The following is a 16,488-nucleotide window of genomic DNA, read 5'->3' on the forward strand; positions in this document are numbered from 1 at the left end:
ACGCAAGTGAACGTTACAATCATCGCGGCCAATGGCGCAGTACAAAGTGCGACAGCAACAACGGATGGCGCAGGTAATTGGTCCGTGGAGGCCAGTAATGCGATTATCGAAGGCGAGTACACAGTCAATGTCAGTGTGACAGACTCCGCAGGCAATACCGGCACCGATAGCGAAACTGGGGTGATAGATACAACCGCGCCAAGCGTTACCATCGATGCACCGGCATTGACGAATGACAATACGCCAGTGGTGACAGGCACATCGGATCTAGCCAGCAGTGACATTGCGATTACCTTTACGGATGCTAATGGCAGCCATACCGTGACAGTGCAAACCAATGCCAGTGGTAATTGGAGTGCCGAGGCCACGCAACCGCTGGTTGATGGTGCATACACAGTGACTGCCAGTATCACCGACGATGCAGGCAATACAGCCAGCGCCAGTGACAACGGCGTGGTGGATACCATCGCCCCAGAACTGAGAATTATACCTTCCTTCTTACTTGGCAATTTAGTATCGCTATCAGGTGATTCAGACTTACCAGCGGGAAGCACCATCACTATCACGGAACATTTAGTGGGAGGGTTAATTGGTGCAAGTTATACGGCAACTACAGATACTGATGGTAATTGGCAATTACTTAACTTAACGGTGCCATTACTTAACCTTGCCTATGTTACTGCCAGCGCAACTGATGCAGCAGGAAATATTAGTACGGTCAGCACACTCGATTTTGATAACGTAGCACCTGATTTAACGGTCAGTGTTGACGCGTTGAGCAACGACACAACGCCAGTTATTTCAGGTGATACGGATATGGGTCAAGGCACTGTGATTAATTTGACAGTGGTTGATAGTGATAATGTCAGCCAAACATTTACCGCAGTGGTACAGGCTGATCAAACCTGGTCAGTATCTGTGCCGCAAGCTATTGCACAGGGAACCTATACCGTTACTGCCTCTGTGCGCGATGGGGTTGGTAATTTGACTACTGAGCAAACGACTGGAGTGATTGATAGTGTGGCGCCAAGTTTATTTATCGATAATTTAGCGCCAACAGCAAATACTGCCCCAACAATAACTGGCAGCAGTAATGAAATAGGCGGAGATGTATCGGTCACAATTGCAGGACAAACGTTGCAAGCGACAGTGGCAAGTAATGGCACTTGGCAAGTAACGCTACCAAGTGCATTGACTGATGGTGATTACACGGTTGATGTAACGATCACCGATGATGCAGGTAATCAACAAACGGCATCTGCGACACTGACCATAGATAGCACGACACCAGTGCTTACAATCACAGCCCTTGGAGTGGGCAACGATGCGACGCCAACAATTTCTGGTACGTCAACAGAGCCGCAGGGAACTGAAGTGGCTATCGTGTTGGTTGATGCAAACGGTGACACTCAGCAATTTACAGCACTAGTGCAAGCCGATGGCAGTTATTCAGCAACTCCAACCGCTGATATTGCTGATGGTGACTACATTGTTACGGCTACTATTACTGATGCCGCTAACAATATAGGCACAGTTCAAGGTAATGGCACGGTTGATACATTAGATCCTAGTTTAACCTTGAACGGACTAGGCACATTTAATGATAGTACACCGATGATTTCAGGGAGTAGTGATGAAATAGGCGCCACGGTAACAGTGAATGTCAATGATGACTCAAACAGTTATCAACTAACTGCTGTTGTACAAGCAGATGGCAGCTGGTCAGTTCAAGTTATTGATGCATTAAACGATGGCGCAATTACTATTACGGCTAATGTGAGTGACACTGCTGGCAATCAAGCATCGGCTTCAAGTAACGCAACATTGGATACTAATGCGCCGACTATCTCGATTGCGAGTTTACAAGCAACGATGGATACAACACCAACTATCTCTGGTACCACCGATGCCAGAGATGGTACGAATGTAACGATTGAAATTATTGCCTCGGGCATTGTTGTGCAAACATTGACTACTCAAGCTTTGGCTGGGCAATGGACTATTGATGTCAGTAATGCACTTGTTGAAGGCAGCTATACTGTGAATGCAGTTGTCAGCGAGGACGGTTTAACTGGCTCGTCAAGTACTAGCCTAGCAATAGACTTAACCGCACCAACATTGGCTGTCAATTCGCCTAGTATTACAAATGATACAACACCATTAATTAGTGGCACATCAGATGCTGCGCAAGGCACTGTAGTTGAATTATTGATCACTGATAGTACTGGCACAGAGCAATCTGTGCAGGCAACAGTTAAAGCAAATGGTACATGGTCTGTAGCGCTTGGAAGTGCGCTTGCAGAAGGAAGTTATAGCATTGCTGCAACTATCACTGACATTGCTGGGAATAGCAATTTGGCTCAAACAACAGGTGAAATAGATTTAACTCCACCAACAGTGTTGATTGATCCATTAAGCAGCACCGCAGATAAAACCCCAATTGTTTCAGGGGGAGCTGTGGGGGCTGTTGCTGGCAACACCGTTGCTGTTACTTTTACTGACGCACAAGGGGCTAGTCATACCATCAATACAACACTCGCAGCAGATTTAACATGGCAAGTCGAAGCTTCCCAAGCACTTGCGGAAGGCGCTTACTCAGTCACTGCTGTGGTCACCGATACTGCGGGTAATGTAGGGCAACTAACCGCTAATGCTGTTATAGATAGTATTGACCCTGAGATCACAATTGATCAAAGTAGTTTGATATTAACACAAGACACAACGCCACTTATTAGTGGGACATCTGATGAAGCGAATGCCACTGTTGAGGTGACCTTTACTGACGCAAGTGGTACTGAACAGGTTGTAACAGTTACTACGGATGCTCAAGGTGATTGGCAAGCAGCTGCAAATACCGCGTTAGCTGAAGGTGTTTATTCCGTAAAAGCAACAATCACTGATATGGCGGGTAATCAAGGAGAAGACAGTAAAACGGGCGGTGAAGTCGATATTACACCACCTGCACTTACGATTGTCCCTTCTTTCCTTCTAGGCAGTTTGGTTTCCTTATCTGGCACATCAGATTTACCTGAAGGCAGTGTTGTTACCATTACAAACCATTTAGTGGGAGGCGCTGTTGGTTTACCTTACACTGCAACGGTTGATGCGAACGGTGATTGGAGCGTATTGAATTTATCGGTATCATTACTGACACTAGCTTACGTTGAAGCCTCGGCAACCGATGCGGCTGGCAATACCACGACTATTAGTACTTTGGATTTTGATAATACGGCGCCTGAACTAACGTTATCTACCCCTGCATTGACGATGGATAGCACCCCAACTATTAGCGGAACCACTGATTTAGGTGAGGGAGCGCAAGTAACATTGGTGGTAACTGGTCAAGGAGTTGCAACACAAACCTTTAGCGCGACAGTGCAAGCGAATGGCAGTTGGTCAGTTAATGTACCGCAAGACTTAGGTGATGGACAATATACGGTTCAAGCGAGTGTGCGCGATGGAGTCGGCAACCTAACTGAGCAGACGGCCAGTGGTGTAATTGATACTACCGCGCCAACACTCACTATAAATCCTTTATCAATTACCAGTGATGCGACTCCAACGATTAGCGGTACAAGTAATGAGTTAGGAGCAACGGTAACCGTAACCATTGATGGCCAAACACTAACAACTTTAGTAAATGGATCTGGCTTATGGCAAGTCACTACAACGACTCTTACTGATGGCGATTATAATATTAATGCGACTGTGAGTGACAGTGCAGGTAACAGTATCAATCAAACAGCGAACCTAAGTATAGATACAGAAGCACCAGAGTTAACTATAGCGCCATTATCATTATCTAATGATAGTACGCCAACCATAAGTGGTAATTCAAATGAGCCACAAGGAAGCACAGTTTCTATTACTGTGGTGGATAGTAATGGTAATACTCAAAATTTAATTGCTACTATAGATAGTAATGGTAATTGGCAAGCCACGGCAGCAGCTTTACCTGATGGCACATTCACAGCAACAGCGTCAGTGACAGATAGTGCGGCCCTGACTACAACAGCTTCAACAACAGCTGTGATCGATACCAGTGCGCCAACTATTTCGGTTGATTCTATAGGGACTATAAATGTAGCCACCCCTCAACTCAGTGGTTTAACTAATGAGCCTGCAGGTACGCAATTGAGCGTCACAGTTACCGATAATAATTCCAGTTATACTTATACGACGCAAGTACAAGCCGATGGCAGTTGGTCAATTAATGTTACAGATTCACTGGTTGACGGCACTATCACAGTCGCTGCAAGTATTACTGATTTAGCGGGTAATTCAACAACCTCAACGTCGGTAACTGGATTATTGAATACCAGTGCACCAAGCATTGCAATTGTTGCTCCTGCAGATACCAATGACACAACTCCCAATTTCAGTGGCAGTAGTGACGCTGTCGATGGCAGTGCAGTCGTTGTTACAGTAACGGATAGCGCGGCCCAGACACAAACTTATAATACAACAGTAGTCGATGGTTTGTGGATTGTCTTAGTTACTCAAGCTCTTAGCGAAGGTATTTATACTGTTACAGCGACAGTCACTGAAGCAGGGCTAACAGCAGATGCTAGTGTTAGCGGTTTAGTTGATATTACTGCACCGGTATTGACTATTAATGAGCCTGGTACTAGTGGCGATGCAACACCTGTAATATCGGGTAGCACTGATGCGGGAGTCGGTTCAATAGTTACCATAGTACTAGTTGATAGCTTAGGTACTACAGATACAGTTACTGCTATGGTACAAGCTGGGGGAGTATGGAGTGTTGCATCAAATCAAATACTGGCTGAAGGGAGTGTCGCAATTACCGCCTCGGTTAATGATAGTGCAGGTAATCAAGGTAGCAATACCGCGACACTAATATTAGATTTAACGGGTCCTGTTATTGCTATTGATGTAATCAGTGACACAAATGATTTAACACCTCAGATCACCGGCACAGTAACTGGTGCACCTGGAAATAGCCAAGTTACTGTATTGTTTACTGATGCGGCAGGTAACACGCAAACGGTTACAACCACAACTGCGAGTAACGGTAATTGGTTAATTGAACCAAATACAGCACTTGCAGCGGGTAGTTATACTGTGGATGTGACCGTGCAGGATGAATACGGTAATGCCACCACGGTACAAGAATCAGGTGTTATTGATACGGTTGCTCCGACTATTGCCATTACGAGTGGGCTGATATTAACCAATGATGCGACACCTGAAATCAGCGGCACATCGAGTGAAGCAGGGCGCACAGTCACGCTGATATTTGATAATGGTATAGCGCAAACATCAGTAACAACTACTACGCAAGGCGATGGTAGTTGGAGTATTTCACCAAACGATATTCTGCTTGATGGCAGTTATACCGTCAGTGCAACAGTGTCAGATATTGCTGGGAATACCACTGCTACCTCTGCGATGACAGGTCTTGAGATAGATACTATCCCGCCATCACTTACGAACATAGATACAAATAGTATATTGTTAGGCCTAGTTGTGACAGGTTTTGATGGTGAAACTGATGCTGAAGATGGAGCTATTGTAAGGCTTGATAATGCGCTGGCACTCGGGATCACCTTATTAAGTGATGGTGGGGCTGTTGTAAATAATGGCACATGGAATATCGGCATTGTTGATGTAAATTTGGCCGATTTACTTGGCGCAGGCTTAAGCGATGCTCGCTTTAGCATTACAGATTCAATCGGTAATATAAGAGTGGTTGATATTAATGGTCAGGACCTTGAGATAAATGGAGTGGATGTTAGTTCTGCAGGTGTTGAACCTAGCGCTGAATTCAGTGGCAGTGATAATAGTACTGAATTATTATCATCAAACGATGATAGTATTGATTTAAGTAAAATTAGCAGTGTTGCTCCGGTATCTGAATTAACACCACAACTGAGTCAATTAACAGTTGCAGATCTTCTTGCAGAGAGTGAACAAAATAACTTGCTCGCACTCGATCCTGTGAGTGAGAGTAATAGTCTGGTGTTTACAGCACAGCAGAAAGCTACTGCGGAGCCTGCTCTTGATGTGCAAAATCAATCAGAGGAAATGATTAAGAAATTAATCGAAAGCGGCAATAATCAAATTGATAGTTAATTATTGTTAAGCAAAAGATATAAGGCGCGGGTTGTCCCGCGCTTAATCACTTTCGAGATAATTTTAAATAGGGAAAGAAAAATAATAAAGGGAATTTTGTAAAACTAAAAGTAGGAGTCAAATTATGCTTTTAAGTTATGGACGATCTTACTGTTACCATGAACAACACTACCATCTTGGTCATATGTTGTAGAGGTTGGCACACCAATCAAAATGTCTTTCAATTGTTTTACTGTTAATTGTGCATGGTGGGCTGCATGAGCATTAACGTCATTCTTCTTTTTACATGACTCTAATAGCTTATGCACATCACTCGTTAAGCTTGTTACTTCGTCAGATTCAACGTCATTACCTGCAAATAAGGCTTTGAGTTCTTTATCTAACGTTTGAATTTGACTTAAAAAGGTAAGTTTTTGTTTCGCGATATCTTTAAGGCCCTCGCCACGACGGGAGGCTATAGCGGTTAATTCATCTTCTAAGATATCAGCAAGGGATGTTAAGCAATTTAGCTGCATAACAAGTTTAGAACTGATCAAACTGGTGTGATCAGCCATACACATCAAACTCAAATGCAGCGATATTTTTAGCTAGCTTTTCAGCATCGATTTGATATTTACCTTCAGTAATTGCTTTTTTTAGCTCAGCCACTTTGTTGCTATCAAAACCAGAAGATTGCTGTGCTTTATCTTGCAAAGATTTTAATTGTTGCGCTTGTGGCGTTAAGCTTACTGAGTCAGCAGTCGCTTTTGGCGTAGTTGCTTGCGCAGTATTAGCATTATTATTTTGTAAATCAATTTTTTGCTGTTTAGCATTGGTCAACACATTAGCCTGTTGCTGACCTTTATTTACTTGGCTTACCATGATTTTAACCTATACATTATCCAACACATGCCTTGTTATCGGCAACCATGTTAGAAACTTTAGCACAAATACGAAAATTTAAATAATTACCTGCACAGACTCAACACCATCAACGCGGGCATTTAAAACTTTCCCTGACTTTGCATTTTTAACCTTTACCTGCTCTCCTAAAGTACCATCTTCTAGGGCTAAACCGGAAGTTTTTATTTTCAATCCTCGAATTATTGCAAAAATAGTGACATTATCGCCTTTGCAGACCATACAGATTTGATTTAATGCAACAGGGTAACCACTGCGGATATTACGTTTGCTGCGGCTACCAATCAGCAGCTCTTGATTTTGTAAATACTGCGCTCTTACGAAATGTTTTGGTTTCATAATCAAACGTAAATGATGAGCTTCAATAACCTCCCCGCGACTTAAATTTTCAGTGGCTATAATCACAGGGGTGAGTTCAATCATACGTACATGAACATATTGACTCCAACCATTGAGGTCATCACATTTTATTTGTACGGTTATTTGGCGATTAAATGGCGGCTCAGTAGGAATATTAAATGCAAGGTCGCTGTTGCAGCCACGATCAGGTATCCGACTATCCAATGTTAGAGCATTGAGTTCCTTATCATCGGCGGTATTAGGGTCTAATTGATCATAGACATGGGATACAGCAAGTTCTTGCAATTGTTCTTTGCTATATGTTTGTGCATACAGTGGAGTAACTAGGCATAAGCTAGCAAGAAAATAAAAAACACTGTATCTTCGGCTTTTTTTTAACAAACTCATAATGTTTCGACTATGCTTATGGTTGAAAACAGGGTATAAATATTTAGCGTCAATAAACAGACGCTCCCGTGTAGTTATGTAGCTTTACAGAAAGAAAGCAATTATTGTTCCGTTCTTATTCGCTTTCTTCAGGAGATTGAAATGGCAGGCATTTTAGACTCAGTTAACCAACGTACTCAATTGGTTGGGCAAAACCGTCTTGAATTATTATTATTCAAGCTAAGAGGGCGGCAGCGCTTTGGTATTAATGTGTTTAAAGTGAGAGAAGTACTGCAATGCCCTCCTTTAACAAACATGCCGAAGTCGAATGCCTATGTAAGAGGTGTCGCACATATACGTGGGCAAACTATTTCTGTTATTGATTTATCAATGGCTGTAGGTGGCCCTGCGATCGAGAATATTAAAGATAGTTTTATTATCATTGCTGAATATAACCGCTCCGTACAAGGTTTTTTGGTTGGCGGCGTTGAGCGAATTGTAAATATGAATTGGGAAAAAATAATGCCGCCACCGTCTGGGGCTGGCAGATATTCGTATTTAACAGCAGTGACAGAAATTGAAAATGAGTTAGTCGAAATTCTTGATGTAGAAAAAATATTAAATGAAATTTGCCCGGTAAATACTGAAGTCAGTGCAGCAATAGCTAATGATGGTGAAATTCAAAAAGACTTAGGTGAGCGCATCGTATTTATTGCCGATGACTCTGCCGTTGCTCGTAATCAAGTCAAACGTGCTCTAGAGCCGTTAGGCGTGCAGACTGAGCTTGCTAAAAACGGGAAAGAAGCATTAATTCGCCTCCGGGAAATTGCTGCACTTGACTGTAAGCATGATATTACCGAGCGAGTTGGTTTATTGATCTCTGATGTTGAAATGCCAGAAATGGACGGTTATACCCTCACGGCTGAAATAAAAGCAGATCCAAAGTTAGCCCCATTACATGTTATTCTGCATACATCACTCAGTGGTGTGTTCAATCAAGCGATGATTGAAAAAGTGGGGGCTGATGACTTTATTGCTAAGTTCAATCCGGATGAGTTAGCTACAGCAGTGAAAAAATGGGTTCATTGTGACTAATTTGAAAAGGCGGTGTTACTTTGGAAAATAAGCATTTACAACAAAGTGAGTACGATCAGTTTCGTTCTTTTTTAGAGCAACAATGTGGCATTGTTTTGGGTGATAATAAGCTTTATTTAGTCAAAAGCAGGCTTGCTCCGCTAATGGTTCGTTTCAATGTTGAGTCATTGTCACAATTGGTCAGTAAAACACTGAGTCCGCATGAGCGGCAGTTACGTGCCGCAGTTGTTGATGCTATGACGACCAATGAAACTTTATGGTTTCGGGATCAATACCCGTTTGAACTATTACAAAGTAAGTTATTCCCAGAGCATAAAGAGTTGCGTCGACCGTTGAAAATTTGGTCAGCGGCAAGTTCCTCAGGACAAGAGCCATATTCTATTGCCATGTCGGTCGCTGAGTTTCAAGCTAAGCAGCCGGGTGTATTAAAAATGGGCGCGCAGATCATCGGCACCGATATTTCTAATACTATGTTAGATATGTGTAAACATGCAGAATATGACTCTCTTGCTTTAGCTAGAGGGCTGTCGGTAGAGCGCAGGAAGAAGTTCTTCAAAGATAGCGGCAATGGGATGGCGCAAGTTAACGACTCAATAAAAAAATTAGTGAGTTTTCGACACCTTAATTTATTAGATTCATACGCACTAATGGGCAAATTTGATATTATTTTTTGCCGTAATGTGCTGATTTATTTTGCACCTGAGGTGAAAGCCAAAATTATTGCTCAGTTTGCTCAAGCACTTAACCCTAAGGGGTATTTATTTTTAGGTGCTTCAGAGTCTATGTCAGGGTTAAGTAACGAGTTTGATATGGTACGCTGTAATCCTGGTATTATTTATCAAAAGAAATAACTTACCAGCGTAAATAACGCGCTAAAACGCAAGTAACTCAAGTCTCATCGGTAGTAAAGCCGAATCTAGAATACGATAAAACGATGTGCCTCCACATCGTTTTTCTTTTTAAATCAAAAATTAAACACATCATAAAACACTAACCTAGTTGGCTCACCTTTTGCATTAATCATCTTAAGTCAATTTTTTGGAGATGGTTATGGCTATCAGTTTTGATAAAGCATTTGGGGTTCATCCTCATGCAATGTTGATCCGTTCGCAACGTGCTGAGTTATTAGCAACCAATATCGCTAATGCTGATACGCCGGGCTATAAAGCGAAGGATATCGACTTTGCCTCAGCATTGAAAGCGGCAAAAAGCCACCAGCAAGGCGGCAATAACATGGTAACAACTAACCCGAATCACATTGCAGGTGGTAGTCGTTATATCGGTAATAGTGAAATGTTTCGTTCGCCAAATCAAGCAGATACAGGTGATGGTAACTCGGTTGATATACAAGTGGAACGAAACTTGTATACAAAGAACTCATTAGAGTATCAGGCAAGCCTGCAATTTATGAGTAGTAAAATTAAAGGCCTTAAAAAAGCCCTCGGTAGTCAAGGAGCCTAAGCATGAGTTTATATAACGTTTTTGATATTTCAGGTAGTGGTATGAGTGCGCAAAATGTGCGTTTGAACACCACCGCAAGTAATATTTCCAATGCCAATAGCATTAGCTCAAGCCAAGACAAAACTTACCGGGCGCGTCACCCTGTTTTTGCAGCTGAACTGATGAAAGCATCAGAATCAACTGGTAATACGCAGGGATCGTCTGTTGGCGTTAAAGTACTAGGCATTGTAGAGAGTAATAAACCACTGCAAATTGAATATAACCCAAATCACCCCAGTGCGGATGAAAATGGTTATATCTACAAACCTAACGTTAATGTCGTTGAAGAAATGGCTAATATGATTTCCGCCTCACGCTCTTATCAAACCAATGTGCAAGTTGCTGATGCAGCGAAGCAAATGTTAAGTAAAACACTGTTGCTTGGGCAGCGGTAATTGAGGGTTAGATTATGAGTAACGACATAAATACTGCATCATCAAGCTATATAGATTCGCTTCGTTGGCCGAGTAAACAAGAGGCTGACGAAAAGACTGGTGAAAAGAAAAGTGATGCATTAACGCAAGAGGATTTCTTTTCATTATTAACGCAGCAACTGTCGTTTCAAGATCCCAGTAAACCTGCGGACAACGACCAAATGATTGCACAAATGACGAACTTTACCATGGCAGAAGGTATCTCAAATTTAAATTCAAAGTTTGAGTCTTTGGCTGCTTCAATGACCTCTAATTCAGCGTTGCAAGCATCAACTCTGGTAGGCAAAAAAGCTTTAGTTGAATCAGATACATTAGATCTTAACAGCAGTGGTGATGTCTCGGGCATGATTGCTGTTGAAAGTCCCGTTAAAGATTTAAGGCTCAGTATTACAGATGCTTCCGGACAACTAGTGAGAGTAATTGAGTTAGGTGATAAACCTGCTGGTGGCTTACGTTTTAACTGGGATGGAAAAAATGAAGCCGGTGAGAGCCTTCCGCCAGGAGAATACAATATCAAAGCAGAGGGCAGCATGGGCGAAGAATTTACTAGTTTACCCATGGCCTCTTATAAAAATATTGATAGCGTCAATATTAATGGCGCTAACGGTATTATTATTAACACTAAAGAAGGGGCAGTTAAGCTGTCTGATGTCGCAGAAATTGCGTGATAAATTTTATTTATTTTTTAGCCTATTGGCTAAATTTTATAGGTTAGAGGTGAATTATGAGTTTTAATATTGCATTAACTGGCATTGCTGCCGCACAAAAAGATTTGGATGTTACTGCTAATAACATCGCTAATGTAAATACCTACGGTTTTAAAGAATCGAGAGCTGAGTTTGCCGATGTTTATTCATCATCAGTTTTTTCTTCGGGTAAAACTAAAAATGGTGATGGTGTACAAACAGCATCTGTAGCACAGCAGTTTCATCAAGGTTCAACATTAGGCACTAAAAATTCACTCGATCTTGCTATAGGAGGTGAAGGATACTTTGCTCTTAGCAATGAGTTAGGCTCACAAGATAAAACATTCACTCGTGCAGGGGCGTTTAAATTAGATAAAGATAACTTTATCGTTGACGCACAAGGTAATTACTTACAAGGCTTTCCTGTTGATGAAATTAGTGGAGATGCAACATCAGTAAGTTTAACCTCCTCTGGGGCGATTCAAATTCCTGATTCATCAGGTTCCCCGCGGGCTACCTCAAGTGTATATTCGTCATTTCGATTGGATTCGACCAAAGATACACCGACTATTACACCATTTGATCCAACTCAATCAGGGTCATATACTCACTCTACCTCAACCAATGTTTATGATTCGCTAGGTGAGCCGCATACTATGCAATTGTTTTTTGTGAAAACGGATGCAGCTGTTACAGGTAATGCTAATGAGTGGCAAACCTATGCCACGTTAGACGGTCAAGCATTCAATCCTGATGGAAGCTCGCAAGGCGCTACTGGACCATTTAATCCAATTTCAACATTTCAGTTTGATGCGAACGGCTTACCACTTAACACCAATGGTACCGCAAATACAGGCAATACATTTAACCCTGTTGTGTTAGATAGCACTAATTTGACAGGGTTTTTAAGCAATGGTGCTAGCTTTCCTAATAATGTAACTATCAACTGGCGTGATGAAGCAGGTACCTCTGCAAAAATCCCGACCCAGCATGCAGGCAAGTTTGAAAATAAAGTATTATCTCAAGATGGTGCTGCTGTGGGACGGTTGGCAAATATAGACATTGGTGTTGATGGAAAAATTGTTGCTTCTTATAGTAATGGTGACTCTAACTACCTAGGTCAAGTTGCGTTAGTCCGTTTTCCCAATTCACAGGGGTTACAACAAGTAGGCAATACGTCATGGAAGAAAAGTTTAACTTCAGGTGACCCTGTAGCGGGTGAAGCAAATTCAGGCGCATTTGGTAAGATTAGCTCATCAGCATTAGAGCAATCAAACGTGAACTTAACCAATGAGCTTGTTGATTTGATCAGCGCACAGCGTAACTTCCAAGCTAACTCGCGTGCACTCGAAGTGAATTCAACACTACAGCAAGCTATTTTGCAGATCCGTTAATCTCGTTTTAATATTTTTTACAATCCGACACCTAGGCTGCTATTTATTAGCAGCCTTTTTTATTTGTGCTTGATTATATTTTGTAATTTATTACGTCATTTTATTGTGGCACTTATCTTGCATTTGTCATGTTATAGATTTTTAACGTGAGTCGATGTTATGGACAAGATGGTCTACATTGCAGCGTCTGGAGCTAAGCAAAGTTTGCGGGGCCTAGAGCTTAAAGCAAATAATTTAGCAAATGCCAATACCACAGGCTTTAAAGCTGACTTCGCGCAAGCGCGCTCAATGCAAGCTTTTGGTGAAGGCTTACCGACACGTGTTTTTACTATGCAGGAACGGCCAGGCTCTAATATGACTTCCGGCGGTATTGTTGAAACTGGACGTGATCTTGATATTGCTATGAGCGATAAAGGGTGGCTTACAGTGCAAGATGCTTCAGGGAATGAGGCATATACTAAAGTTGGCACGTTGAATATCACCCCTGATGGCGCTTTGATCACCAGTCACGGGCGTCAAGTTATTGGCGAAGGTGGACCGATTATTTTGCCATTGCCAGTGGAGAAAGTCGAATTTAGTGACGATGGTTCAATCCAAGTTCGCCCGCAAGGTGCGCCGGCTAACTTTTTAGAAGTTGTTGACCGTTTGAAGGTAATTAAGGCAAATAATTCTGAGCTTGAAAAAGGCAATGATGGCTTATTTCGACCAAAACCCGAATTACTGGAAAATGGTATATGTGGATTTTGTGACATCTCTAATGATGTGAAAGTAATGAGTGGCACTTTGGAAATGTCAAATGTGAATCCGGTACATGAGATGGTGGATATGATAAGCCATCAACGCCAATTTGAATTACAAGTTAAGTTAATGAAAACGGCTGAAGAAATTGACGAACGTCAAACTCAATTGCTGCGTATTGTTTAACTTTATTGAGAGGACATTAATATGAATCCTGCATTGTGGATAAGTAAAACGGGGCTTGATGCTCAACAAACCGATATTTCGGTTATCTCAAATAATTTAGCCAATGCCAGTACTGTTGGTTATAAGAAAAGTCGTGCTGTATTTGAAGATTTGCTTTATCAAAATATTAATCAGCCAGGGGGGCGTTCATCACAAGATACAGAGATGCCTTCTGGTCTGATGCTTGGTGCTGGTACCAAAGTAGTTGCTAATCAGAAGAACTTTTCTCAAGGTAACATGTTAACCACTGAAAACTCATTGGATTGGATGATATCAGGGCCAGGTTTTTTTGAAGTTTTACAGCCCGATGGCAATATCGCCTATTCTCGAAATGGTCAATTTACCACGGATGAGGATGGTCGTATTGTTACTGCTGGTGCAGGTTTTCCTGTGCAGCCAGAAATGAATGTACCTGATGATGCGAAGTCAATTACCGTATCACAAGATGGTGAGGTGTCTGTGAAAATAGAAGGACAACCTGAGAATGTGGTGATTGGTCAGTTAACGATCAGTGACTTTATCAATCCATCAGGTCTAGAGCCTGTAGGCCAAAATTTATATACCGAAACGGCCGTCAGTGGCGCACCTGTACAAGGTAACCCTGGTCTAGAAGGATTAGGCACTGTTGTCCAAGGCGCACTTGAAACCTCTAACGTAAATGTAACCGAAGAGTTAGTTAACCTAATTGAAACTCAACGTATCTATGAAATGAATTCAAAGGTGATTTCAGCGGTTGACGAAATGATGAGTTACATCAGTCAGCAACTTTAACTAATTCGGAGCAAAGTTATGCGTAATTTATCTATAGTCTTAACGGGTGCATTTATATTGAGTGGTTGTATGACGACTCAAAACCACAGCGTGGTTCAAGATGATCCATACTATGCTCCTATGTACCCAGAGCCTGCTGCAGAGCAAGTTGTGCCGACAGGCTCATTGTTTGATAGCAATTTATCAAACGATTTATATTCAGATAAAAAAGCGTTACGCACCGGAGATATTATTACAGTTAAACTGCAAGAATCGACGCAATCATCTAAAGCAGCTAAAACTGAAACGGATAAACAAAGTGATGCCAGCTTAGATCCTGTCATTGGATTAGGCGGACTACCGGTTAATATTGGTGGCGATAGTATTCAGTTTGGTGTGGGCAGCGGTGCTAAATTCAAAGGTGATACTAAGTCAAATCAATCTAATAGTTTATTTGGTGATATTTCCGTAAATGTTATGCGGGTATTACCTAATGGTAATTTAGTGATCCGTGGTGAAAAATGGCTGACTTTAAACTCCGGCGAAGAATTTATTCGTTTGGAAGGTCTTGTTCGCCCGCAAGATGTTACTGCAGATAATACTGTGACCTCTAACAGAATCGCAAATGCGCGTATTCAGTATTCTGGTAAAGGGCAAATGCAAGAGACTCAAACGGCAGGATGGTTAACTCGATTCTTCACTAGCTCTCTGTTCCCTTTTTAAAGGATGTTGATATGAATAGCTTGAAAGCGTTGCTGTGTATATGTTTATTAGCTTGGCATTCTATTGCTAGCGCTGAACGTATCAAGGATGTCTCAATGGTTGAAGGTGTTCGCTCAAACCAGTTAGTTGGTTATGGTCTGGTAGTAGGTTTACCTGGCACCGGTGAGCAAAGTCGTTTTACTGAACAAAGTTTTAAAGCCATGCTAAATAGTTTTGGTATTACCATGGCATCGAATTTAAAACCCAAAATCAAAAATGTAGCAGCGGTTGCTGTGCATGCAGAATTACCTGCATTTAGAAAGCCAGGGCAGACAATCGATATTACTGTATCGTCAATTGGTAGTGCGGGTAGCTTACGTGGTGGAACATTACTACAAACCTTTTTGAAAGGGGTTGATGGAAATACTTATGCTATCGCGCAAGGTAGTCTAATTGTTGGCGGGTTAGGTGTCGAAGGAGCTGATGGTAGTAAGATCGTAATGAACACGCCCACGGTAGGACGTATTCCAAATGGCGCAACGGTTGAACGGGCAATTAAAAGTCCTTTTATGCAAGGTGATTACATAACTTTTAATTTAAATCGTCCTGATTTCACTACTGCTAAACGTTTGGAGCAAACCATTAATGAGCTTATCGGCCCAGACAGTGCACATGCCCTTGATGCCGCTTCAATTCGTGTTATTGCCCCGCGTGATGCGTCGCAGCGTGTTGCTTATTTGTCTACGCTTGAAAACTTAGAGTTTAAACCTGCCGATACTTCGGCAAAAATTATTGTAAATTCACGCACTGGCACCATAGTGATCGGCAAAAACGTGCGGTTACAAGCGGCGGCAATTACCCATGGTGGTCTTACCGTTACGATCGCAGAACAGCAAAATGTATCGCAGCCTAACGCATTAAGTGAAGGGGAAACTGCCGTTACTAATCAAAGTATTATTGATGTTAACGAAGATGATTCTCGGGCCTTTGTATTTAACCCCGGTGTTAGCCTTGACGATTTAGTGCGCGCAATTAACGAAGTTGGAGCAGCGCCTGGTGACTTAATGGCGATACTAGAAGCATTAAAAGAAGCGGGTGCCATTAGCGGTCAACTCGTGGTTATTTAAACCATATTGACCCCCTAAGTTTGCGTTAACTTGCATTTAGGGGGCCTTGACTTGCATAATTAATCAACGCTTTTATACTTTCGCAAACTCGCAAACTCGCAAACTCGCAAACTCG

14 protein-coding genes are annotated in these 16,488 nt (G+C 42.0%); 11 read left to right on the plus strand and 3 right to left on the minus strand.

What is annotated here, in order from left to right; translation table 11 throughout:
* The first annotated feature begins 6 nt into the window (after nucleotides 1-6).
* On the plus strand, nucleotides 7-6,096 hold the full coding sequence (locus H5187_RS21210; protein WP_310737475.1) for an Ig-like domain-containing protein: 6,090 nt from the start codon (nucleotides 7-9) through the stop codon (nucleotides 6,094-6,096).
* Between the two features lie 122 nt (nucleotides 6,097-6,218).
* Here H5187_RS21210 and flgN read toward each other — a convergent pair whose 3' ends face one another.
* From flgN to flgA, 3 genes are all read right to left on the minus strand, one after another.
* A complete protein-coding gene (flgN, locus tag H5187_RS21215) occupies nucleotides 6,219-6,650 on the minus strand; it encodes a flagellar protein FlgN (RefSeq protein ID WP_182718217.1) in 432 nt (143 codons plus the stop codon).
* Entirely contained in the window at nucleotides 6,643-6,957 is a 315-nt protein-coding gene (gene flgM, locus H5187_RS21220; RefSeq protein ID WP_149981594.1) for a flagellar biosynthesis anti-sigma factor FlgM, read from the minus strand. The genes flgN and flgM overlap by 8 nt, the downstream gene beginning before the upstream one ends.
* A 78-nt stretch (nucleotides 6,958-7,035) precedes the next feature.
* Complete coding sequence (gene flgA / locus H5187_RS21225) at nucleotides 7,036-7,743, minus strand: flagellar basal body P-ring formation chaperone FlgA (protein WP_182718216.1); 708 nt, start codon at nucleotides 7,741-7,743, stop codon at nucleotides 7,036-7,038.
* A 141-nt stretch (nucleotides 7,744-7,884) separates the two neighbouring features.
* Between flgA and H5187_RS21230 the strand changes: the two genes are divergently transcribed.
* The 10 genes from H5187_RS21230 to H5187_RS21275 all read left to right on the plus strand — a co-directional run bounded on the left by H5187_RS21230 (nucleotide 7,885) and on the right by H5187_RS21275 (nucleotide 16,373).
* Nucleotides 7,885-8,817 (plus strand): chemotaxis protein, encoded by a 933-nt coding sequence (locus tag H5187_RS21230; protein WP_149981591.1) that lies wholly within the window; start codon nucleotides 7,885-7,887, stop codon nucleotides 8,815-8,817.
* 20 nt (nucleotides 8,818-8,837) lie between these two features.
* A complete protein-coding gene (locus H5187_RS21235; RefSeq protein ID WP_149981589.1) occupies nucleotides 8,838-9,668 on the plus strand; it encodes a protein-glutamate O-methyltransferase CheR in 831 nt (276 codons plus the stop codon).
* Between the two features lie 199 nt (nucleotides 9,669-9,867).
* The gene (gene flgB / locus H5187_RS21240; RefSeq protein WP_149981587.1) at nucleotides 9,868-10,278 is read left to right on the plus strand and encodes a flagellar basal body rod protein FlgB; all 411 of its coding nucleotides are present in this window, start codon (nucleotides 9,868-9,870) and stop codon (nucleotides 10,276-10,278) included.
* A 2-nt stretch (nucleotides 10,279-10,280) separates the two neighbouring features.
* Nucleotides 10,281-10,712, plus strand: coding sequence for a flagellar basal body rod protein FlgC (gene flgC, locus H5187_RS21245; RefSeq protein ID WP_149981585.1), 432 nt, complete (start codon nucleotides 10,281-10,283; stop codon nucleotides 10,710-10,712).
* Nucleotides 10,713-10,726: 14 nt separating this feature from the next.
* Complete coding sequence (locus tag H5187_RS21250; protein ID WP_182718215.1) at nucleotides 10,727-11,419, plus strand: flagellar hook assembly protein FlgD; 693 nt, start codon at nucleotides 10,727-10,729, stop codon at nucleotides 11,417-11,419.
* A gap of 56 nt (nucleotides 11,420-11,475) precedes the next feature.
* Nucleotides 11,476-12,831, plus strand: a complete 1,356-nt coding sequence (gene flgE, locus H5187_RS21255) for a flagellar hook protein FlgE (protein ID WP_182740803.1) — start codon at nucleotides 11,476-11,478, stop codon at nucleotides 12,829-12,831.
* Nucleotides 12,832-12,990: 159 nt separating this feature from the next.
* A complete protein-coding gene (locus H5187_RS21260) occupies nucleotides 12,991-13,755 on the plus strand; it encodes a flagellar basal body rod protein FlgF (protein ID WP_182718213.1) in 765 nt (254 codons plus the stop codon).
* A gap of 21 nt (nucleotides 13,756-13,776) precedes the next feature.
* Nucleotides 13,777-14,565, plus strand: a complete 789-nt coding sequence (gene flgG, locus H5187_RS21265; RefSeq protein WP_149981578.1) for a flagellar basal-body rod protein FlgG — start codon at nucleotides 13,777-13,779, stop codon at nucleotides 14,563-14,565.
* An 18-nt stretch (nucleotides 14,566-14,583) separates the two neighbouring features.
* Nucleotides 14,584-15,267 carry a flagellar basal body L-ring protein FlgH gene (gene flgH, locus H5187_RS21270; RefSeq protein ID WP_182740804.1) on the plus strand — a complete coding sequence of 228 codons (684 nt, stop codon included), beginning with the start codon at nucleotides 14,584-14,586 and terminating at the stop codon, nucleotides 15,265-15,267.
* A gap of 11 nt (nucleotides 15,268-15,278) precedes the next feature.
* Nucleotides 15,279-16,373 (plus strand): flagellar basal body P-ring protein FlgI, encoded by a 1,095-nt coding sequence (locus H5187_RS21275; RefSeq protein ID WP_149981574.1) that lies wholly within the window; start codon nucleotides 15,279-15,281, stop codon nucleotides 16,371-16,373.
* Nucleotides 16,374-16,488: the final 115 nt, after the last annotated feature.

Source organism: Pseudoalteromonas sp. SG44-1 (genome assembly GCF_014164315.1).
In the GTDB taxonomy this organism is placed as follows: Bacteria; Pseudomonadota; Gammaproteobacteria; order Enterobacterales; family Alteromonadaceae; genus Pseudoalteromonas; species Pseudoalteromonas rhizosphaerae.

Excerpts from the sequence above, each read along its gene's own strand:
- flgN (WP_182718217.1), bottom strand. The coding sequence starts at position 6,650 with ATGGCTGATCACACCAGTTTGATCAGTTCTAAACTTGTTATGCAGCTA.
- flgA (WP_182718216.1), bottom strand. The coding sequence starts at position 7,743 with ATGAGTTTGTTAAAAAAAAGCCGAAGATACAGTGTTTTTTATTTTCTT.
- flgG (WP_149981578.1), top strand. The coding sequence starts at position 13,777 with ATGAATCCTGCATTGTGGATAAGTAAAACGGGGCTTGATGCTCAACAA.
- flgH (WP_182740804.1), top strand. The coding sequence starts at position 14,584 with ATGCGTAATTTATCTATAGTCTTAACGGGTGCATTTATATTGAGTGGT.
- H5187_RS21260 (WP_182718213.1), top strand. The coding sequence starts at position 12,991 with ATGGACAAGATGGTCTACATTGCAGCGTCTGGAGCTAAGCAAAGTTTG.
- flgB (WP_149981587.1), top strand. The coding sequence starts at position 9,868 with ATGGCTATCAGTTTTGATAAAGCATTTGGGGTTCATCCTCATGCAATG.
- flgE (WP_182740803.1), top strand. The coding sequence starts at position 11,476 with ATGAGTTTTAATATTGCATTAACTGGCATTGCTGCCGCACAAAAAGAT.
- H5187_RS21275 (WP_149981574.1), top strand. The coding sequence starts at position 15,279 with ATGAATAGCTTGAAAGCGTTGCTGTGTATATGTTTATTAGCTTGGCAT.
- flgC (WP_149981585.1), top strand. The coding sequence starts at position 10,281 with ATGAGTTTATATAACGTTTTTGATATTTCAGGTAGTGGTATGAGTGCG.
- H5187_RS21250 (WP_182718215.1), top strand. The coding sequence starts at position 10,727 with ATGAGTAACGACATAAATACTGCATCATCAAGCTATATAGATTCGCTT.
- flgM (WP_149981594.1), bottom strand. The coding sequence starts at position 6,957 with ATGGTAAGCCAAGTAAATAAAGGTCAGCAACAGGCTAATGTGTTGACC.
- H5187_RS21230 (WP_149981591.1), top strand. The coding sequence starts at position 7,885 with ATGGCAGGCATTTTAGACTCAGTTAACCAACGTACTCAATTGGTTGGG.